At 60.2% G+C, this 19,759-nt stretch carries 17 protein-coding genes and 1 tRNA gene; 4 read left to right on the forward strand and 14 right to left on the reverse strand.

The window, feature by feature from the left end:
• Positions 1–44 precede the first annotated feature (44 nt).
• From addA to ahcY, 7 genes are all read right to left on the reverse strand, one after another.
• Positions 45–3,569: a double-strand break repair helicase AddA gene (gene addA, locus SJY33_RS05785; protein WP_379921655.1), complete on the reverse strand. Its 3,525-nt coding sequence runs from the start codon at positions 3,567–3,569 to the stop codon at positions 45–47.
• Positions 3,566–6,607: a PD-(D/E)XK nuclease family protein gene (locus SJY33_RS05790; protein WP_379921656.1), complete on the reverse strand. Its 3,042-nt coding sequence runs from the start codon at positions 6,605–6,607 to the stop codon at positions 3,566–3,568. Before SJY33_RS05790 ends, addA begins: the two co-directional genes overlap by 4 nt.
• Positions 6,600–7,322 carry a nucleotidyltransferase family protein gene (locus SJY33_RS05795; protein WP_379921657.1) on the reverse strand — a complete coding sequence of 241 codons (723 nt, stop codon included), beginning with the start codon at positions 7,320–7,322 and terminating at the stop codon, positions 6,600–6,602. Before SJY33_RS05795 ends, SJY33_RS05790 begins: the two co-directional genes overlap by 8 nt.
• Complete coding sequence (locus tag SJY33_RS05800; RefSeq protein ID WP_379921658.1) at positions 7,319–8,305, reverse strand: aminoglycoside phosphotransferase family protein; 987 nt, start codon at positions 8,303–8,305, stop codon at positions 7,319–7,321. The genes SJY33_RS05795 and SJY33_RS05800 overlap by 4 nt, the downstream gene beginning before the upstream one ends.
• The gene (tsaE, locus tag SJY33_RS05805; protein ID WP_379921659.1) at positions 8,302–8,766 is read right to left on the reverse strand and encodes a tRNA (adenosine(37)-N6)-threonylcarbamoyltransferase complex ATPase subunit type 1 TsaE; all 465 of its coding nucleotides are present in this window, start codon (positions 8,764–8,766) and stop codon (positions 8,302–8,304) included. The genes SJY33_RS05800 and tsaE overlap by 4 nt, the downstream gene beginning before the upstream one ends.
• Positions 8,763–11,123 (reverse strand): PAS-domain containing protein, encoded by a 2,361-nt coding sequence (locus tag SJY33_RS05810; protein WP_379921660.1) that lies wholly within the window; start codon positions 11,121–11,123, stop codon positions 8,763–8,765. Before SJY33_RS05810 ends, tsaE begins: the two co-directional genes overlap by 4 nt.
• Positions 11,124–11,224: 101 nt before the next feature.
• Positions 11,225–12,649 (reverse strand): adenosylhomocysteinase, encoded by a 1,425-nt coding sequence (ahcY, locus tag SJY33_RS05815; protein ID WP_379921661.1) that lies wholly within the window; start codon positions 12,647–12,649, stop codon positions 11,225–11,227.
• A 174-nt stretch (positions 12,650–12,823) separates the two neighbouring features.
• Between ahcY and SJY33_RS05820 the strand changes: the two genes are divergently transcribed.
• The gene (locus tag SJY33_RS05820) at positions 12,824–13,303 is read left to right on the forward strand and encodes a peroxiredoxin (protein ID WP_379921662.1); all 480 of its coding nucleotides are present in this window, start codon (positions 12,824–12,826) and stop codon (positions 13,301–13,303) included.
• Positions 13,304–13,365: 62 nt separating this feature from the next.
• Here SJY33_RS05820 and SJY33_RS05825 read toward each other — a convergent pair whose 3' ends face one another.
• From SJY33_RS05825 to folE, 3 genes are all read right to left on the reverse strand, one after another.
• The gene (locus tag SJY33_RS05825; protein ID WP_379921663.1) at positions 13,366–14,058 is read right to left on the reverse strand and encodes a cytochrome b/b6 domain-containing protein; all 693 of its coding nucleotides are present in this window, start codon (positions 14,056–14,058) and stop codon (positions 13,366–13,368) included.
• Between the two features lie 6 nt (positions 14,059–14,064).
• Entirely contained in the window at positions 14,065–14,559 is a 495-nt protein-coding gene (locus tag SJY33_RS05830; protein WP_379921664.1) for a c-type cytochrome, read from the reverse strand.
• Positions 14,560–14,746: 187 nt separating this feature from the next.
• A complete protein-coding gene (gene folE, locus SJY33_RS05835) occupies positions 14,747–15,379 on the reverse strand; it encodes a GTP cyclohydrolase I FolE (protein ID WP_379921666.1) in 633 nt (210 codons plus the stop codon).
• 200 nt (positions 15,380–15,579) lie between these two features.
• On the opposite strand from folE, the gene SJY33_RS05840 reads away from it, so the two are divergent.
• Positions 15,580–15,969, forward strand: a complete 390-nt coding sequence (locus SJY33_RS05840; protein ID WP_379921667.1) for a metallopeptidase family protein — start codon at positions 15,580–15,582, stop codon at positions 15,967–15,969.
• 61 nt (positions 15,970–16,030) lie between these two features.
• Here the strand turns inward: SJY33_RS05840 and SJY33_RS05845 are convergent.
• Positions 16,031–16,107: transfer RNA gene (locus SJY33_RS05845), tRNA-Arg, on the reverse strand.
• Positions 16,108–16,167: 60 nt separating this feature from the next.
• Positions 16,168–16,578, reverse strand: coding sequence for a (deoxy)nucleoside triphosphate pyrophosphohydrolase (locus tag SJY33_RS05850; protein ID WP_379921668.1), 411 nt, complete (start codon positions 16,576–16,578; stop codon positions 16,168–16,170).
• Between the two features lie 101 nt (positions 16,579–16,679).
• Here SJY33_RS05850 and SJY33_RS05855 point away from each other — a divergent pair, with 101 nt between their 5' ends.
• Positions 16,680–16,862 (forward strand): Flp family type IVb pilin, encoded by a 183-nt coding sequence (locus tag SJY33_RS05855; protein WP_379921669.1) that lies wholly within the window; start codon positions 16,680–16,682, stop codon positions 16,860–16,862.
• A 105-nt stretch (positions 16,863–16,967) separates the two neighbouring features.
• Positions 16,968–17,147: a Flp family type IVb pilin gene (locus SJY33_RS05860; RefSeq protein WP_379921670.1), complete on the forward strand. Its 180-nt coding sequence runs from the start codon at positions 16,968–16,970 to the stop codon at positions 17,145–17,147.
• Between the two features lie 108 nt (positions 17,148–17,255).
• Here SJY33_RS05860 and SJY33_RS05865 read toward each other — a convergent pair whose 3' ends face one another.
• Both SJY33_RS05865 and SJY33_RS05870 read right to left on the reverse strand, forming a co-directional pair.
• A complete protein-coding gene (locus tag SJY33_RS05865) occupies positions 17,256–18,740 on the reverse strand; it encodes a M48 family metalloprotease (RefSeq protein ID WP_379921671.1) in 1,485 nt (494 codons plus the stop codon).
• 74 nt (positions 18,741–18,814) lie between these two features.
• A complete protein-coding gene (locus SJY33_RS05870; protein ID WP_379921672.1) occupies positions 18,815–19,759 on the reverse strand; it encodes an acetyl-CoA carboxylase carboxyltransferase subunit alpha in 945 nt (314 codons plus the stop codon).

The raw sequence follows: 19,759 nt of genomic DNA on the forward strand, positions 1-19,759 counted from the left end.
TAGGGGCGCCGGTGATCTGAATGCAATCTAATGCGCCTGCGCCGTCACTCAATATCAGGGGGCAGATAGGATTGCTGCGCGGTCTGCAACGCTTGCTTGTGCGCGGCAAGCGTTTCGGGCCGCAGGTCGACCAGCACCGGCGCATGCGTGTAAAGCACCCCTGCGCGCACCTCACGCCCCGGATAGATCGCTTCCAGTGCGGCAACGTAGGCAGCCATCTGCCGCAGCGTAGCGACGGGCACGGCTTCACGATCGGCAGGGGGGCGGCGGGTGGTCTTGAAATCGACAACCATGATGCACGATTCGTCAACCAGCAACCGGTCCACCGTTCCTGCGACCACGACACCATCAACCGTCGCGGCCAGCGGCACCTCTGCCAGTGCTGACGGGGAAAAGATCGGTGCAAAATCGGGGTGATCAAGAACGCCGAGCGCAGAAGACAGCATCTCTTCGCGCACCGACTGATCCAAATCGCCTGCCTGCCGTTCCAGCCAGACGCGGGCAGCCGCTTCGCGATCGTCGCGGTTCACGTCTGGCAGACGTTCAAGCAGTTTGTGGATCAAGCTGCCCCGCCGGGCAGCATGGCGCGCAACTTCCGGGGGTAACGGGGGGGCGGCACCGCCATCCTCGCCAGCGCCCGATGGCGCAAGCGGGCGCGGTGGGCGTGGTTCGGGCCCGATCGCGGTTGTTACCCAAAGCGGCAAGGTGGGCCGGCTGTATGCGTTTGGCGCGGATATATCGTCCGGCACCAATGGCGCGGCGCGCTCCCCCCATTCCTTGCGCCAGGCCCAGATCGGGTCGTCCAGCTCGTCGCTTTCGAACAGCGGGGCGATACGGGCGTACCAACTGTCGGCATGCGGTTCGCGCTTGCGGGCCTCGATCTTGTTCAGCGACCCACCGATGAACAGCGCTTCTTCCGCACGGGTCAGTGCGACGTACAAAAGCCGCCAGTGCTCCTGCAACGCGGCGGCCTTACGCGCCGCTTCGGCTTCAGCGATCCTACCCTTCTTGTGCTCTTTGGAGAGCGGCGGGATCGGAATTTCCAGCGCCCGGTCAATCACGACGCCGAACGGATTTTCCTCTAGCGTAAGATCGCCTGCATCACCCGGCGCGCCTGTCGCATCGGCAAGGATGACGATGGGCGCCTGCAATCCCTTCGATCCGTGTACAGTCATCACGCGAACTTGGCCGGATGCGCTGTCCGAATCGCGTTTCAGATCGCCTGTCCCGGCATCGAACCACGCCAGAAAACCTGCCAGGCTTGGCCAGTATTCAGCCTCGTACGCGAACGCCGCATTGGCCAGTTCGTCCAGAGGGTCATTGGCTTCCGCGCCCAGCCGTTCGACCAGCCGCGCCCGGCCTTGCCACGGTCCGGTCAGCAGCCATGCTATCAATGCCTGAGGCGTCTGATAATCGGCCCGGCGCAGCAGTTCGCGCAGTTGCGCGGCAGTCCTTGCGACTGTTTCAGGCGCGTCTGCACGGCGCAGATGATCCCACAATCGGACCGCCGATGGTCGCGGGGCATGGGCAAGCAGGTCATCCTGGGTCCAACCCATCAGAGGCGAGGAAAGCAGATTGGCAAGGCTCAGATCATCCTGCGGCTGCGCAGCAAACCGCAGCGCGGCCAGAATATCCTTGATGACCAATGGCGCTCCCAGGCGAAGCCGATCCACCCCCGCCACCGGCACGCCGCGCGCGTACAGTTTGGCCACGATCTGCGACGCCAGTTCCTTGCGCTGGCGAACCAGCACCATGATGTCGCCGGCTTGCGCATGACGGCGCGATCCCTTCTCCAATACGAAAGGTTCGGCGCCGCTGACCCAGCGATGAACTTGGTCGGCAATACGCTGCGCAAGCATCGTATCATGGCGCGGTATCCAGTCCTGACTGTCACCGGCATCGGCTTCCGGATCTTCGCCCGGTTCGTCCTTGTCAGGCATGATCGGCGGCCACAGCGTGACCATTCCCGGTCGATCGGTGCCCTCGTGCGGGGGCGGTGCCTTGTCCAGACCGAACTCGGTGAAACCGAGCGTACTGATCACGTGATTGACAAATCCCAGCACAAGATCGGCGGTGCGGAACGAACGGCCCAGATCCAGATCCTGCCAACCGGGGGCGCGGCGGTTGACCCGGCCTTCGCGGATACCCGCCTGCGCCGCCGTGATCCGCGCATGGACGCGGCGCTTGGCATGGGCGAAGTTTTCGGGACTGGTGCCCTGAAACCCGAAGATCGCCTGCTTGTAATCGCCTACGGTAAAGATAGTACGCAGCTTGTCGCCGTGCGCGCCGTCTCCGGAAAAGAAGTCATCGATCAGCGCTTCGACGATATCCCATTGGCTGCGGTTTGTATCCTGAGCCTCGTCGATCAGGATGTGATCGAACCGCCGGTCAAGCTTGTAACGGATCCAATCGGCCGCTTCGGATTTCCCCAGCAGTGCCGCCGCCTTGCGGATCAGGTCGGAAAAATCGAGCAACCCTTCGCTTGCCTTGCGCGCTTCCCAGCGAACGGCAAAGGCCCGGCCGATTTCAAGCGCGCTGGCGATGATACCCGCGCACGCCAGCAACGACCGGCGATCTTCATGGTCCTGTATCGCTTCGGCTATAACAAGCTGATAATCAGAGAAATATGCGTCAATCTTCTCTGCTCCGCCCATCTGGCGCGGGGTTCCGTCGGTCTTCAGGATCGTCTTGAAAAAGCCAGGCACCGCTGCAAGCCGCGCAGGCAGATCAAGCGTCAGCCATTCCCGGTTGAATGCAGCAGCTTCCTGACCGGTCTTCACCTTCCAGCCATCCAGCGCGGGGAGCATCGCTGCCACAACGTCGTCGGGAAACAAATCCGGATCAAGCGGCGCGTTGACCCAGGTATCGTCCGCATCGGACGGAATACCGAGTACACCACGCACCCGGCCAATCATGGGCGACTGCCAACCCGATGGGCCATCCCAAAGGTTGGGCGCCTCTGCGGTACGCATCAACCATTTGTGCAGCGCCGCCGGTTCCCTGCGAAGCGTGAAATCGCTGATGGCGTCGAGCAGGCGCACGTCATGGGTTCTTTCGGCCTCTTCGAACAGATCGGTCAGCACATCGCGCGCCAGCAATTCGCGGCCGCGATCGTCAAGCACGCGCGCTCCCGGCGCGAGCCCCGCTTCTTCGGGGAAGTTGCCGATCAGGAATTGCGCAATGGCATGGATCGTATCAATCCGCAGACCACCGCCGGGACAATCGAGCACGCTGGCAAACAGGCTACGGGCCCGGTCTTGCGTGGCAGGATCAATGTCGGCGCCAAGATCATCAAGTTCCTTCGCCAGCGTCACCGCCGGCAGCCGCACCCAGCGTGCCAGCACGGCGTTAATGCGGTTCGCCATTTCGGCGGCGCCCGCCTTGGTGAAGGTGAGGCACAATATCTGCGAAGGGGCGACATCTTCGCGCAGCAAAAGCCGAAGTACGCGCGCCGAAAGCACTTGGGTCTTGCCGGTCCCGGCAGACGCAGACAGCCAGACATTGTCGGCAGGGTCTGCTGCCAGACGCTGATTGTCTTTCAGCGGGAAAACGAGGCCGCCGCCGCTCATGATTCGGCCCCCGTTTCTGTGAGGCGGATGGCCCATTCTTCCAGACGCATCAATTGATCGAAATCGGTGTAGCCCTTGTAGTCAGGATTTTCGCGCGCAGTGAAGGGCGCAGCGCCCTTGATAAAGCGGTCGATGGCTTCAGACAGTTTGGCGGCGTGGTGCGGCAGGAAATCGTCCAGCAGGATGCCCTTTTCCTTCTCCGTTTTCTTCATCGGGCTTTGACGCTTGCCGAAGCTGTCGTTCTGCTTGCCGAAGGACCAGTATTCAAAATCGCTGGCAATTCCCTGCACGATTCGGCCTGTCTCCTTGTCGCCGAACCGTCCCTGCCCTGCGATCAGTCCAAGCAATCCCAGCTGCAAGGCGAACCCCTTTTCGACCTGGTTCTTGGTAGGGACGCTGCCTGTCTTGTAGTCGACAATTGCCAGCGTACCATCGCCCAACCGGTCGATCCGGTCGGCGCGCCCTTTGACTGTCACGCCCTTGAAGCGCATTTCCCCGTCGATTTCCGTAGCAAGGACCGTTCGTCCCGCGTCCGCCGCGTCCTGCGCCAGCCACTGTTCAAATCGGTTAAGCGCGGCGAGCAGACGTGGCTGCCACAGGGCGCGGAACAGCGGATGCACCCGCTCTTTTGCAAAATACGCAGCGGCAAAGGGCACAAGCGCGAGGCCCGGATTGTCCCGCTTTGCTCTGTGCCATGTGTCGAGCAGATCATGAACCAACGTGCCCCGCAGCGCGGGATCGCTAAAGGGGTCGGCAGCAAGCGGCTGCAAGGGGCGCAAGCCCAAAATGGCAGCTGCGTAGAACTGGTAGGGATCACCGAGCAATCGATCGAGCGCAGTCACCTTGATCGGCACATCGCGCTGTTCGGGCGAGGGATTGGGGGCTGGACGCGGATAGGCATCAGCCGCGGGCCGGATCCGATCCAGATAAGGAAGCAACGCAGGTATCGATCGCTCACGATGTTCTTTTTCAAGATCATCGCCCAGCAAGGCTTCCACCCGGAGAAGGAACCGCGATGGCAAGGTCGGGCCTTCGGCGTCGCGCAGGCTTCGGCTCAGGATGACACGCGGCGCGCCCATCGCCCCTGCAAGATCATGCGCGGCAAGCCCGATCCGGAATTCTACCCCTGGCACGCCAAGCGCACGCAGGATGGCCGGTGCCAACAGCGCATCGGCGCCGGGCGGCTGGGGCCAGCTTCCTTCGTTCAGACCGCCACATATTACCAGATCCGCACGCGCCATACGCGCTTCGAGAAGCCCGTAAATCGCGACACGGGGATGCCCGCCATAGCCCGGGCGAACGGCGACAGCGTCCATGCAATCGCGCAGAATCCCGGCCAGATCGGCGGTTTCTATGACAGTTTGTGCGCTATCGGCCTGTCCGCGCAATTCGTCGATCAGGGAGCCCAGCGCACGGCCATCCTCACGTTCCCACACCAGCGCCTGCGCAAAGCTTTCGGCCGCTGCCGACAGACGGCTCAACGCATCGGCCAAAGCCATTTCGCGCGGCCAGTCGAGCAACGGCGCGATCAATGCTTCGGCACCCGTCCACCATTCCGTGATTAGCGCATCACGTGCAATCTTGCGCAGGCTTTCAAGTCCGGGCGCAGGTGCCGGGCCGCGCAGGCGCCGGTCAAAGGTACGAACCCCCACCAGCCAGGCGCGCCGGGCATCTGCATCGCTTGCATGAACCAGCGGATGACCAAACGCAGCCACAAGGGCGGCAGGTTCGGGCCCGTTGGCTGCGATTTCGGACAACAGACCCATGAATCGGCCTGCCGCAGTCAGTGACAACGGGCGCCCCGCACTGTCGTCAGCCGCGATGTTCCAGCGTTCGAGATGCTGCGTTACCCGCCGTGCCAATCCGCGATCTGCGGTCACGATGGCGACCCGCTGCTCTGGCTGTTCCAAAGCCTCGCGGGTGAGCATTGCAATCGCCTGCGCCTCTTCTTCGATCGTCGCGCTGGAAAGCAGGCGCACGCCAGCCAAGCGGCGCTTGTCTGCCTCCAGCCCGATCCATGCGCGGCTGGCCTGCGGGGGTAGGAACAGCGACGATATTGCCCGGCTGCGCGAAGGTTCGGCCGCGGACAGACCGCGCCGATGCCACGGCTGCACTTCGGCGCGGTTAATCCCCATGCGGTTCAGCAGAAGCTTGAGATGATATTGCGGATGGCTGAGAGCATCGCCTGCCGCAAACACGGGCCCGCCCGGTTCTGCCGATGCGCCTGCCAAACCCAGTTCCTGCCACGCATCGTCATTCATCGCCAGATCAAGATCGGGCAGGATGACGGCGCCATCCGGCAGTTCCGCCACCACACGAAGCAACCGCGCCAACGCGGGCGAGGCACTTGTCACGCCTGCCGCCACAATCGGATGGGGCGGCGGCGTATCTCTCCAACGGCGCGCAGCACGGTCGAAGAGCAGGTTGCGCCGCGTCGCCGCATCCACTTCCCCACGATCAACCAGTGCTGCCTGCCACCTTGCGTTGACCCGCGCAAACAAGCGGATCGCCCGCTTCCAGTGATCGGCCACGTTCCCGAGTTCATCAAGGACAGGATCCGACCACAAATCGTCTGCGGCCTTTTCTTCAACCAGAAGGCGATCCATCGTTCGCGCCATTTCGCGCGCCAGATTAAGCCGCGCGCGTCCCGGCAGCGGTTCCATGCCTTCGGCGGCGCGCTCCTCGGCGATCAGGCGATCGAGTGTCAGCCAGCGGGCCATGGGGTCGCTTGCCGGAGGAATGTCGCTGGCCCCCAATGGGTCGAGCGCTGCGCCCAGCTTTTCGTCGAGATCAAGGTCGCCCACTGCAATCATGCGCGGCATTAACAATCCACCTTCGCCCGTTTCCCCTGTCTGGCGGACAAAGGCTTCGGACAGTGTGCGGGCAGCGCGGCTCGACGGGACGAGCAGTGTCAGGCGGGCCAGGCCAAAATTGGGTTCCCGATAACGCGGGACAAGACCTGCAACCAGCGCATCTGCAAATCCGCGGTGGGCAGCAATCGAATAGACAAGAGGGCCCACCCGGCGCGTTTCAGGCACTCTGCAACGCCTCCTCGGTAGGACGAATGGCTTGCGGGGTGCCCACTTCGAACCAAAAGCCGGTAAAGCTCAGGCCATAAAGACGGCCCTCTTCGATCGCGCGATTCCACAGAATGTTGGTTGAAAAGGGCCCATCAGGTGCATCGCGCAGCAAACGATGGCTCACCAGTTGGATGCCTGTGTAGATAAATGGGGCCATACGCCCGTCGCGGCGCCGAGAGATACGGCCAAGCGGGTCCATATGAAAATCACCCGGTCCCGAAAAATTGGCGGCACGCGCATGCGGCACCACCAACAGCAGCGCGTCCATCAGGTGCGGGTCCCAGCGCCGGGACAGATCATGGAAGGCGTTCTTGGGCCCATCCAGCCACATGTTGTCGGCATTCAGCGCAAAGAACGGATCGGGTAATTGAGGCAGCGCCTTTGCCATGCCCCCACCGGTTTCCAGCAAACACGCGCGCTCATCCGAGACAGAAATTTCGGGTGCGGTACGAGCGCGCACGTGGGCTTCCAGCGAATCGGCAAGATAATGGACATTCACCACCGCACGCCTCACGCCCGCTTCCGACAGGCGATCAAGCGCGTGATCGATCAATGGTTTTCCGGCGACCCGCACAAGCGGCTTGGGCTGGCTGGCGGTCAACGGTCGCATACGCTTGCCGAGCCCGGCAGCCAGTATCATCGCGGTGTCCGATGCTAGCTTGGCCACGGTCATGTCCCAAAAGCACCGTTGGCGGTGCGCAGGTCTTCAGGGATATTGGCATCAAACCAGCGCGCCACAGGACCTAGGGCCGGATGGGCCAGATCGCGTTCCAGCAACGCCCAGACTCGCGGGATCATGGCGAGATACCGGGGCTTCCCATCGCGGCGGTTCAGCCGGGTGAAAATGCCCACGATCTTGGCATTGCGCTGCGCGCCAAGCGTTGCGTAGTCGGCTAGAAAGGCATCATCGACGCCGCCTGCTGCATCGACATAATGCAGCAACATCGCATGTTCGAGCTCGGGCGCGACATCGCGCCGCGCATCTTGCAACAAGGATACAAGATCGTAGGCCGGATGCCCCACCAAGGCGTCCTGAAAGTCGATCAGGCCCTGAGGCGTAGAGGCTTTACCACCCAGCAACATGATGTTTTCCGCGTGATAATCGCGCAGCACCGTAACGCCAGGCGATTGCCGGGACACGACGGGGGACAGAACCTCCTGCCAAGCGGCGCTGTATGCTTGCGCATCCACATCCAGCCCGTGTGCGGGACAATACCATTCGGTCAGAAGCGCCGCTTCGCGCTGGTATGTCGCCATGTCGTAGGCTGCAAAAGGCCCGGGTGGAAGCCGATGCAGCGCCGCGAGTGCTGATACGGCAGCCTCGTAGGCGGGTACTTCGTCCTGCGGATTGCCATCGAGCCAGTCACGCATACGATCATCGCCGAAATCCTCGGTCAGTACCCAGCCTGCATCAGCTTCCTGTGCCAGGATCGCAGGTGCGCGCATTGCGTTTGCGTTCAACCAGCGCGCAACATGCAGGAATGGCGCGGGGTCTTCATGCGGAGGCGGCGCATGCATCAGCATCGCCTGATCTTCGCCGCGGGTCACACGAAAGTATCGTCGGAACGATGCGTCCCCCGGCAACGGGGCGATGTCCGCTCCACTCCAGTCGGCTCGGTCAAGAAAATCGGCAAGGCCGGGGGGAAGTTGTGTCATGGCATTCGCCCTACCCAATCCGGCCCTGCGCGGGCAATCGCAATACGTCCGCCTTCCCCGTTTTCTCCGATGGGTTGCAATGCAATCGACAGGCAGCCCGGCTCTTTCATGAAACCGCCGGCATTTTCAGGCCATTCGGCCAGCAAAACCGCACCCTCACGGTAATCATCTAGCCCGATTTCAGCTAGTTCGGCCGGATCGTCGAGCCGGTAGAAATCGGCATGCACCACAGGCCACCGCAATGCCGGCGAATCGTAGGTTTCGATGATCGTAAATGTGGGCGATGGCACTTCGCCAGTGTGACCCAAAGCCGCAAGGATAGCCCGCGCCAAGGTCGTTTTTCCGGCGCCCAGCCCGCCCGTCAGCGCCACGACATCGCCCGGCTTCAGCTTGTCTGCGATGCGCGAGCCGAAGGCCGTCATCGCTGCCAGATCACCAAGCTCGATTCGTGTTTCGATCATGGCAGGCGGATCGTTGCGGAAGTGCCTGCACCCTTCCGGCTTAGAATTTCAAGCGTCCCGTCATGGGCGGCGATCAGTTGTCGGGCGAGCGGGATGCCAAGTCCTGTCCGGCGTTCTGGCGATCCGTCGCCGGCTGGTTTCACCCCGCCTTGTGCGCGCGCGAGTTCTTGCGATGTCATGCCGCGCCCGTTGTCGGCAATGCTGATTTCGACACCGAAGTCGGTTCCCTCCGGGGCCTTGCGAATTTCGATCACGATACGCCCGCCCTTGGGCGTTCCCACCACGGCATTATCGATCAGATTACCGATGGCCCGGCCCAACTGACGCGGGTCGGCTTCGATGACACGGCCCCGGCGCCCCTTCAGGTCAAGGCTGAGCCCCGCTGACACGATCGCAGCTTCGCGTTCCCGCACAAGCGTCGTGAGGAAATCGAGGAGATCGAGGCGTTCTTTGCGGATGGGCAACAGACCAGCTTCGCTTTGCGATAGATCGAGCACATTTTCCACCTGCTCGGTCAGGCGTTCGACCGCACTGAGGATCGCATCAACATATTCGCCCGAGGCTTCGGGATCGGCGGCCACGCCGCTTTTCAGCAATTCTGCATAACCCCCGATGGTCGTAAGGGGAGTACGGAATTCATAGGACATGTTTGCAAGGAAGCGCGCCTTGACCGCATCTGCTTCTTCCAGCGCCTCAGCCCGTTCGCGCAATGCCTGTTCCGCCTTTTGCGAGGCAGTAATGTCCAGCACTGTCAAAAGGCCATTGCCATCGGGCAACGGTATCCCGGCAAATCGCAGCGTGCGGCCATCGGCCAGATCAACCCGCCCTTCCTTTTCACGCCGGTCAAGCGTTGCGGCCCGCACAGCGGCTCCGATAAGGCTGGCTTCTTCGGGTCGCACCAGATTGCGTCCGATGGCGCCCAGCAATTCATCCGCGCTGGGGTGTTGATCCAGCAATTCCGGCGACAGACCCCAAGTACCGGCAAAACTGCGGTTCCAAAGCTGAACCGACCCATCGGGAGCAAAGATGGCCAGGGCTTCGAACAGGCTGTCGAGCGTTGCTGTGCGTGTACGCAGCAGCGTGTCTCGAACCGCAGACAGGGCGAGGCTTTCGGTGCGGTCTTCGGTAATCAGAATCAGACCACCATCGGGCATGGGCTGCGCAACCACGCGCAGGTGCGTTCCGCCTGGAAGCGGCCAAGCCTCTTCAAGCGTCGCCTGCATGCCGAACCATGCCGTCCGTTCACGCCGCCATTCGGGGAAATCGCGCACTTCGGGCGTGCGCCCGCGCTCTCTCGCCTCGGCAAGAAAGCGCTCGAACGGTGTATGCGTTTCGATCGTTTCATCGGTAAGGCTGAAAAGACGGCGAAAGGGGCGATTGGCAAAGGTCAGGCGTTCTTCGCCATCAAACAGCGCGACGCCCACTGATAGCTGATCCAGCAATGCGCGTTGAGCATCACGAAAAGCCCGAAACTCCCGTGCGACCTGCTGTTGTTCCTCAATGTCGATCGCGTAGCCTGCAACCCCTTCAAGACCCAGCGGAAGATCGCTGACCCGCAGCGTCCGCCGCGCGCCATGTATCGTTGCCGCGATGATGCGTTCGGATTTGTCTTGGCTCTGCAGCGTTGTACGCGCAACATCGGCGGGCGAACGTCCATCTTCGGGTTCAAGCAGCTCGATCTGCGCCTGCACCACTTCAGCTGCGCTGCCTGCTCCAACAGCATCGACATATGCCTGATTGACCAGCTGCAAGGTCAGATCTGCGCCGCGGAACCACATCGGCATGGGCGCAGCTTCGATCAATCCGACCAGCGCGGCAAAATCCCCTGTCGCGCGCGCCGCAGCCGCCCGCAACCGCGCCATTTCGGCATGGCTATCTGTAAAATCGAAGATCCACACAAGTGCAGCGCCCCCCGGCGATACCTGGGGGTCAGCGAGCGTGCCATACAGCGCAAGGCTGCGCTGCGCACCGGGCAGATTTATCGCCATGCGGAACGGCGCAGCGCTTTTCTGCGTGGTCTGGATTTTGGCCCAAAGTTGATCGAGCTGCGCCTGGGCCAGCCCACCCGCCGTGGAATTGCCCGGCGGCGCCGCCAGTTCGCTTAGATAGCGCGGCATCGCGGACAGTCCGAGCATGCGCGCCAGTTTCTCAGGTGCTTCTATCCGGCCATCAACGCGGACCAGCAGAGGCAGCGCCGGGGCAACATCCAGCAGCGTTTGCAAGCGTTTGAGGCTCGTGCGCATCGCCTTGGCACGCTTGACGTCGCTGCTCGCTCGCAGAACGACCACAGCCGCGCCCACGGTCCACGCCGCCAGCACGATCGCAATCAGCACAAGTGAAAGGGGCGACATGTCCATCGCTCAACCGCTATGCGCGTGCGCGCCGGAGTGCAACGGGCGAAAGACGCCCGCCCCCAACCCCGTGATAAAACAGGGCGGAGGCGGGCTGTCTGTATTGTTTAGTAGCGGTAGTGATCGGGCTTGAACGGGCCAGCCTGCGGCACACCGATGTAGCTGGCCTGCTTGTTGCTGAGCTGGGTCAGCTGGACGCCCAGCTTTTCCAGATGCAGCGCGGCGACCTTTTCGTCGAGATGCTTGGGCAGGACATACACGTCGTTGTTGTACTCGTCCGCCTTGGTGAACAGTTCGATCTGGGCCAGCGTCTGGTTGGTGAAGCTGGCGCTCATCACGAAGCTGGGATGGCCGGTGGCGCAGCCCAGGTTCACAAGACGACCCTTGGCGAGGATGAGGATCGACTTGCCGTCGGGGAAGGTCACAAGATCGGTGCCTTCCTTGATTTCTTTCCAGTTGTAGTTGGAAAGGGCGGAAATCTGGATCTCACTGTCAAAGTGGCCGATGTTGCAGACAATCGCCATCGGCTTCATGTTCATCATGTGATCAGCAGTGATGACGTCTTCGTTGCCGGTCGCAGTAACGAAGATGTCGGCGCGCTTGACGGCGTCTTCCATGGTGACGACTTCAAAGCCGTCCATGGCTGCCTGCAACGCGCAGATCGGATCGATTTCAGTGACCATCACGCGTGCGCCGCCGTCACGCAGCGAGGCGGCCGAACCCTTGCCGACATCGCCGTAACCGGCAACGCAAGCGACCTTGCCGGCCAGCATCACATCGGTCGCGCGGCGGATCGCGTCGACCAGCGATTCCTTGCAACCATACAGGTTGTCGAACTTCGACTTGGTGACGCTGTCATTCACGTTGATCGCCGGGAAGGGAAGCTTGCCCTGCTTGGCGATCTGGTAGAGCCGCATCACGCCCGTGGTGGTTTCTTCCGAAACGCCCTTGATCGCCTTCACCGTCTTGGTGAGGTAGCCAGGCTTGGCAGCGACGAAAGCCTTTAGCGCGCGCTGGAATTCAACTTCTTCGTCGTTGGTTGGCTTGCCCATTTCCTCGCCTGCTTCAAGGCGTGCGCCCCACAGCGCGAACATAGTGGCATCGCCGCCATCATCGAGGATAAGGTTGCAGGTCAAATCGGGGTTTTCATCGGTAGCCCAATCAAAGATGCGACCCACATAGTCCCAATAGTCAGCCAGCGTTTCGCCCTTGATGGCGAACACGGGAATACCGCTCTGTGCAATCGCTGCAGCTGCGTGATCCTGTGTGGAGAAGATGTTGCAGGTCGCCCAGCGCACTTCTGCGCCAAGCGCGACAAGCGTTTCAATCAACACGGCTGTCTGAATGGTCATGTGGAGCGAGCCGGTGATGCGCGCGCCCTTCAGCGGCTGAGCCGCGCCGTATTCTTCGCGCAGCGCCATCAAACCGGGCATTTCGGTTTCCGCGATCTGGATTTCATCACGACCAAACTGGGCGAGCACGATGTCCTTGATCACGTATTCATGGGTGGGGGCGGCAGCGAGGGTAGCCATGGTCGTGTCTCCTGCGCAAAAGCGCTTGGGGGTATAATGATGGAACAGGCCCCTAACGGCACAGACTCCAAAGGGCAAATATAAACTTATCTTTATATGTCTATTTGTTGCCCCTGCAGGACCATTCGTTATAGAGACGCCAAGGCGTAACGATCACACAAGGACGGAACCATTATGACCATTTCTGTTGGCGACAAGATCCCCGAAGTCACGCTCATCAAAGCCACATCCGAAGGGCCGCAGGCGGTGCAATCATCCGATTATTTTGCGGGCAAAAAAATCGCGCTGTTTTCGGTTCCCGGTGCTTTCACCCCGACGTGTTCTGCCAAGCACCTCCCCGGCTTTGTCGAGAAGGCAAGCGATCTCAAATCGAAGGGCGTCGATGAGATCGTGGGCACTGCGGTCAACGATGCATTCGTGATGGGCGCATGGAACAAGGCATCCGGCAGCGACGACATCACCATGCTGGCCGATGGCAATGCCGAATTCGTTGAAGCCATTGGCTTGACGATGGACGGTTCCGGATTTGGCATGGGCAAGCGCGGCCAGCGGTTCTCCATGGTCATCAACGACGGCGTGGTCGAACAGCTCAACGTAGAAGAAGCGGGCGATTTCAAGGTCTCGAGCGCCGATCACATGCTCGGCCAACTATAATCCTTCAAGCCAAAGGATAGAAAGGGGCGCTTTTCGGTATAGGGAAGCGCCCCTTTTTTACATCAGGTCAGCGGCGATGCGCCATAGGCTATCCACACCGCAAAGCCAGCAGCTACCATGATCGCAAGCGCCGCCCGCACCCATGGTGTCGGACCGATCCCCGCAACGCCTGACAGGGGCGGACGATGACCGCTCACCATGGGGCCGAGAAGATCGTTACCTTTGACAGCATAATACGTAATCGCAGCCAGATGCAGCGCGATAAGCCCGGCGATTACCCAAAAAAATGTTTCATGCAGTTGCGTGATCGAATCTGCGGTCTGAACGCCAACCAAAGCGTTGAGCGGGCCTGTCATCCCGTCATAGGGATCGCCTGCAAACAGTCCCATGCTGACCTGTGCGAGCATCACTGAAAGCAGCACAAGGGTGCTCCACCCGCCAAGCGGGCTATGGCCGATCCGAGTCCATTCCCCGCCACGCCCTGCCTTGAGATAGCTGAGAACCGTGCCTGGGCCTTTGATAAAATCAGAAAATCTCGCGGTCTTCGGACCAACAAATCCCCATACGAAACGGAATGTTAGCAGGCCCAGAAGAACCAGACCTGTTTGCCGGTGAAGCGCCCATTTCGAATTTTCCGCCGTCCACCACATCATCAATATAATGAGCGGGAAACTCCAGTGCGCGATGCGCAACAGCGGGTCCCATACCCGGACATCGCGATGCCCTTCTGACGCTGGCTCCAGCGGACGGATCATTACGGCCTACTTGTCATTATCAAGTCGAAACTTGTCGTGGCAGCTTTTGCAGGTGCCGCCCATCACTTTTGCCTGGGCCTCTATTGCGGCTTTGTCTCCCCCACCGGCAATCGCCGCCAATTTGGCGCTTTCAGCGACAAGCTTTTGCGCCGCCGCTTTGAATTCTTCGGGTGTCTCCCAGATTGCTGGAAGGGCTTCGGTCTTGAACCCATCTTCCACGCTGGTGCCAGCGGGAAAATGGTTTTCAATCTTCATTGCCCGCGTATTTATATCCGTCGCCTTTGCGGCGATGACGGCATATTTGGGCGCGTCCTTTTCAAGCTCGACGCGTACGGTTTTGAAAGCCGCGCCGATTGCCTCAAAATTGTCGTGACGTTCCGAAATGATCGGCGGCACGGTGCCTCCAGCCGAAGACGTACCCGCGCCATCACCTGAACAGGCAATCAGCGCGAAAGTCAGTACGGCGGCGATTGTCATGCGGTTAACGGATTTGCGCGGCATTGGCGATCTCCTCAGGCACACCCGCTGGCGACCTCAAGAAACGCTATGCTCCTTTCAGACAAACCGCAAACATCAAACTAGCCTGCTGCACGATCGGCTATCGCCGCAGGCTTTGGCCGCGCTGCTCTCCATTGCACACAATTCGATTTGCACTACTCGTTCGATAAGCTCCGAAACATCGGCGGGCTCAATAACCCATGAGGCTCATCACTTCCTTGCGGCTGCGATGATCGTCGAGAAAGCAGCCAAGCACGCGGCTGGTGATCATGCTCACTCCGGGGGTCTTCACGCCGCGCCCTGTCATGCACCCGTGCTGGGCTTCGATGACTACAGCGACGCCCTGAGGCTCAAGGTGATCCCAAATACAGCTGGCAACTTCTGCGGTCAGTCGTTCCTGGATTTGCAAGCGGCGGGCATAACCATGCAACACACGCGCAAGTTTGGAGATGCCGACGACCTTTTTGTTCGGAAGGTACGCGATCGCCGCCTTGCCAATTATGGGCGCCATGTGGTGTTCGCAATGCGACTGAAACGGAATGTCTTTCAACAAGACGATTTCGTCATAGCCGCCAACTTCCTCGAAGATGCGAGAAAGATGGATTGCAGGGTCTTCTTTGTATCCTTCGCAATATTCAAGCCACGCACGCCCAACCCGCTTGGGGGTATCCAGCAAGCCTTCACGCGCCGGATCATCACCGGCCCATGCAATCAGGGTGCGGATCGCGTCTTGAACATTGTCCGGCACATCGGGCTTGCCGAGCGGATTTTCCGGATCGAACCCGTCGTCATGATCGTGATCGTGGGCCGAAATATAGTTCATGATCTATCGTCTTTCTTTGCGCATGGGCCCGGTCAGAGCCTCCTAGCCTGCCGAACCCGAGTCATCTCAACCCGCAAGACCTCAAGGCGTTCCATCGCGATACGCCGATTGCGCGGTAACGGTGCCCTCCCCATCTTGCGATATGTAGGCTTTTGCTGCGCCAAATCATCCCCTTTCGGGAACGTCAAAGGATATCCACCTTGCACCATCCCAGTATCGCCGACTTTGAAGCGGCCGCCTTTGGTGTGGTTGACAGGCTGCCGGAAACATTCCGCGACTTGCTCGGCAGCGTGATTGTTCGCGTGGAGGAATTTGCCACCGCCGAACAACTGCGCGCTGTCGGGATCGCGAACCGTTGGAACCTGACCGGCCTGTATGAAGGTGTCGCGCTGACCGAGCGGTCGCAATGGGATATTGAAAGCCTGCCGCCGGTAATCACGCTGTTCCGTCAACCTCTGCTTGCAGAAATGCAAGACACCGGCGTCAGCTTCGATGCGCTGATCCGCCATGTCGTCATTCATGAGGCGGGCCATCATTTCGGCCTGTCGGACGCGGATATGCATGCTCTGGAAGAAGGCACGGCGGACTAGACCGACCGTGGTTCCCCAGAAACCAACAACGCCCGCCCCTCTTTCGAGAAGCGGGCGTTGTTGGCGCACCCGGAACGATTCGAACGTCCGACCCCCAGATTCGTAGTCTGGTGCTCTATCCAGCTGAGCTACGGGTGCGCGCTGAGGGGGGCCAAATACGGGCGCCGCCGTGACTTGGCAAGGGTCTTTTGCAGTAAATCAAAGATTGTGGAAAAGTCGCCGAGCCAAAACAATGTCGAGAGGCGGTTTCGGCAACGCCATCGCTTCGGCCGGAGTGAACCAGCCTATTGAGCCGCCTTCGGTGGATTGCGGATCGCCCTGCCAAGCGCTGACAGTGTAAAGCAGGATGACAAGTGCGTCAGATGCTCCGCCGATGCCACTCTCAGCGAATCCTGCAGGGATACAATCATCCGCGCGAACAACAATGGCCAGCTCTTCCGCCAGTTCTCTCAGCAAGGATTGCACAGGCATTTCAACAGCTTCTACCTTCCCTCCAGGGAATTCCCACAGTCCAGCATGATGCTTTCCTTCTGGGCGACAGTGCATCAGCCACCTTCCATCACCACGATACAAAGCGCCGGCCACCACGGGCGTCCAGCGCACGATCATGTCGGATTTCTTTCCACCAAAACCGTCGCGATCAACACTTTCTTAATATTCCTCGACGATTTTCAAGTTGTCAGGATGGCGACAGAACAGGTGTACGAGTCATGAGGACCAATTTCTTCAAGCTTTTAAGACATGATTCCAAGGGCGCAACAGCCGTGGAATACGGACTTGTCGTCGGACTGATCGCGATTGCGATGGTAACCGCGCTGTGGGGCGTTTCCGAAACTTCGACCGGTATGTGGAACGACATAGATACCCGTAGTACCGCCGCAATGTCGAATTAACCGCAATTAGGATTTTTTAAAGAAATACGTCCTAATTCAACAATTGTCCGAACCAAGCCAAGCTTCCGACGGGCAGGATTATCGAAGACCAACAGGAGACCGACCATGAACTTTCTCAACAAGCTGATCCGCGACGAGCAGGGCGCCACCGCTATCGAATACGGCCTGATTGCTGCTCTCATCGCCGTCGCTGCGATCACTGCCATGACCTCGCTGGGCTCGACCCTCAAAGAGACCTTCAACGAAGTTGACTCGGAAATGACCAAGGGTCTTGAAGCCAACTAATCGTTCGCCTTCGGGCCAACAGAACAACGGCGGGGAGCAATCCCCGCCGTTTTTCTTTGTCTGCAAGGAAGGCGGGTCTGAACACATATCAGACCCGCCCATCGTCTTTTATTGACCGCGAACCACCAGCTTGACCTTTTGCCCAGCGGTGACCGTATCGCGGCTCGAAAGACCGTTGAGAACACGGAAACGTTCTTCCTGAGCAGCCGGATAGGCCATGCGCCGTGCCAGAGTTGCCACGGTGTCGCCGCGCGCCACGGTCACGATCTGCAATTTCTTGGGAACTACTGACGAGGCTTCGGTCTGCGTGATCCGCCGCATCGACTGGAACATCCCATTGAAGGTTCCGGCGCGGCCTGCAGGCGTAATGGCGGTAAAGTGATATGCACGATCGCGCGCAAATTCGTACGCAAATACGACAACATCGACCTGACTTTGACCATTATTGACGCGCGCCGTGCCGTAAACCGCGGGCAGCCCGTTTACCGTCGTGCGCTCCAACTGCGCTGGTGCCAATTGATTGTTCTGGCCACCAAGCGCTGTGAATTGCTGACGCACGTAGGTTTCCAGATTGCCGTTATAAGCGGCAAGCGTCATTTGCGCCTGACCGCCCTGCCCCTGAATGCTGACAGCACGCGTTCCATTCACCATGTAGAAGCCCTGCGGCGCGGTGAAAGCAAGGCGCAGTTCGGGATGAATGAAGGTGCTACCTTCAATCATGCCCTGCGCCGGGTCATCACCGTACCTGAGGCCATCGATCCGGCTGAGGAAGGTGTCACGATTCGTTACACCGCCTGTTCCGGCCGCATTGGCCTTCGCCAGTGCGCTTTGCACGCGGCTGGCCGGATCAGGGTGAGTCGATGACCATTCAGGAACGCTGGCATTGCGGCCCGCAAGCCGAGCATCGAGCGCGTTTTGGGCTGCCAAGCTCGACAAAACGGTGCCCATGGCACGGCGATCATAGCCCGCTTTTGAAAGATATTCGATACCGAGGTCATCAGCTTCCAGTTCCTGCTGGCGCGAGAACTTGAGCGTGAGAAGCTGCGAGCCCTGCAACAGCGTGCGCGACAAAGTGTTGCCGATACCCGAATCGCCCAGCAACAGCCCTGAAAGGATCGCAAGTCCGCCGCCCAGCAGCGAATTTTTCTGCGCTTCCTGCTGACGACGCTGCGAATGGCGCGCTGCCACGTGGCCGACTTCATGCCCCAAAACGCCGGCAAGCTCTGCTTCGTTGTTCATCAACGTCACAAGCTGGCGCGTGGTGTAGATGTAGCCGCCCGGTACGGCGAAGGCATTGTGAACCGGAGAATTCAACAGACTGACCGTGAAACTTTCACGCGCATTGCCGAGGCCCGACTGCACCGCGATATTCTTGCCGACCTGTTCGACATACTGCGCGTGGCTTCCCGTCATCGCTCCGCCGAATTCGGACAAAAGCTGAGGGTGATATTGTGCGCCTTGCTGCGCCTCGGTTGGCGTAATCGGCGTTGATGCCGATGGGATCGGTCCCCCGCCAACAGCCGTGCACCCGGCAATAGCCAAAGGTGCCGCGCCCAATATAAGAAGTTTGCGTGAAATTCGTGCCATGATCATGTTCTCCCGCAGGTTTTGGGATGTGGGACGGATCGCGTAAGCTTCGCAAACCATCCGACCCGTTGCGGGAGGCATTAACCGCCTATGGCAAGAAAACGTTCCTCTCGCGCAGCAATAATCTGTTCTGCGCTTTGACCGCTGAAGATATCGATCTCTTCGATCAACGCTGCGCCAAGCATTCGGGCAGCGGCCATGGGATCACGGTGTGCGCCGCCGACAGGCTCCTTTACGATGCGGTCGATGACTTTGTCGCGCTTCAGATGCTGGGCTGTAACCTTCATGGCCTGCGCAGCATCTGCGGCTTTTTCGCTGGTACGCCACAGGATCGATGCACACCCTTCGGGCGAAATGACCGAATAGACGGCATGCTCCATCATCAGCACGCGGTTCGCGCTCGCCAAAGCCACAGCACCGCCCGATCCGCCTTCGCCAACAATTGCTGCGATGATTGGCACGCCCAGCGCGAGGCACGCCTCGGTCGACCGAGCGATGGCTTCAGCTTGTCCCCGTTCTTCGGCTTCAATTCCGGGAAACGCGCCAGATGTATCAACCAGGGTTACAACCGGAAGACCAAACCGCCCCGCCATTTCCATAAGGCGAATGGCCTTGCGATACCCTTCAGGCTTTCCCATGCCGAAATTGTGGGCAATCCGCGTCGTGGTGTCGTGGCCCTTTTCATGGCCAATCAGCATAACCCGGCGTCCGTTCAGCCGGGCAAATCCGCCCATGATGGCCAGATCGTCACCATAGAGGCGATCCCCGCCAAGCGGCATAAATTCGCTGAAAGCATGCGCGACATAATCACGGAAATGCGGGCGCTGCGGATGGCGGGCCACCTGCGTTTTCTGCCACGGCGTAAGCGAGGCATAGGTGCTGGCAAGCAGTTCGGTGCTTTTGGCTTCAAGTCGGCCAATTTCGCCGGCTACATCGACATCATGCAATGCGTTCACACTGCGCAACTGTGCGATGCGCTCTTCCAGCGCGGCGACCGGCTTCTCGAAATCGAGGTAGGAAATCAT

Origin of the sequence: Erythrobacter sp. R86502 (genome assembly GCF_042466465.1) — a bacterium.
Taxonomy (GTDB): domain Bacteria; phylum Pseudomonadota; class Alphaproteobacteria; order Sphingomonadales; family Sphingomonadaceae; genus Erythrobacter.

Coding starts and splice junctions, on each gene's coding strand:
- ahcY (WP_379921661.1), bottom strand. CDS start 12,649: ATGGCTACCCTCGCTGCCGCCCCCACCCATGAATACGTGATCAAGGAC.
- folE (WP_379921666.1), bottom strand. CDS start 15,379: ATGAACTATATTTCGGCCCACGATCACGATCATGACGACGGGTTCGAT.
- SJY33_RS05860 (WP_379921670.1), top strand. CDS start 16,968: ATGAACTTTCTCAACAAGCTGATCCGCGACGAGCAGGGCGCCACCGCT.
- SJY33_RS05795 (WP_379921657.1), bottom strand. CDS start 7,322: ATGACCGTGGCCAAGCTAGCATCGGACACCGCGATGATACTGGCTGCC.
- SJY33_RS05825 (WP_379921663.1), bottom strand. CDS start 14,058: ATGATCCGTCCGCTGGAGCCAGCGTCAGAAGGGCATCGCGATGTCCGG.
- SJY33_RS05870 (WP_379921672.1), bottom strand. CDS start 19,759: ATGATTTCCTACCTCGATTTCGAGAAGCCGGTCGCCGCGCTGGAAGAG.
- SJY33_RS05830 (WP_379921664.1), bottom strand. CDS start 14,559: ATGCCGCGCAAATCCGTTAACCGCATGACAATCGCCGCCGTACTGACT.
- addA (WP_379921655.1), bottom strand. CDS start 3,569: ATGAGCGGCGGCGGCCTCGTTTTCCCGCTGAAAGACAATCAGCGTCTG.
- SJY33_RS05800 (WP_379921658.1), bottom strand. CDS start 8,305: ATGACACAACTTCCCCCCGGCCTTGCCGATTTTCTTGACCGAGCCGAC.
- tsaE (WP_379921659.1), bottom strand. CDS start 8,766: ATGATCGAAACACGAATCGAGCTTGGTGATCTGGCAGCGATGACGGCC.
- SJY33_RS05850 (WP_379921668.1), bottom strand. CDS start 16,578: ATGATCGTGCGCTGGACGCCCGTGGTGGCCGGCGCTTTGTATCGTGGT.
- SJY33_RS05810 (WP_379921660.1), bottom strand. CDS start 11,123: ATGGACATGTCGCCCCTTTCACTTGTGCTGATTGCGATCGTGCTGGCG.
- SJY33_RS05855 (WP_379921669.1), top strand. CDS start 16,680: ATGAGGACCAATTTCTTCAAGCTTTTAAGACATGATTCCAAGGGCGCA.
- SJY33_RS05820 (WP_379921662.1), top strand. CDS start 12,824: ATGACCATTTCTGTTGGCGACAAGATCCCCGAAGTCACGCTCATCAAA.
- SJY33_RS05865 (WP_379921671.1), bottom strand. CDS start 18,740: ATGATCATGGCACGAATTTCACGCAAACTTCTTATATTGGGCGCGGCA.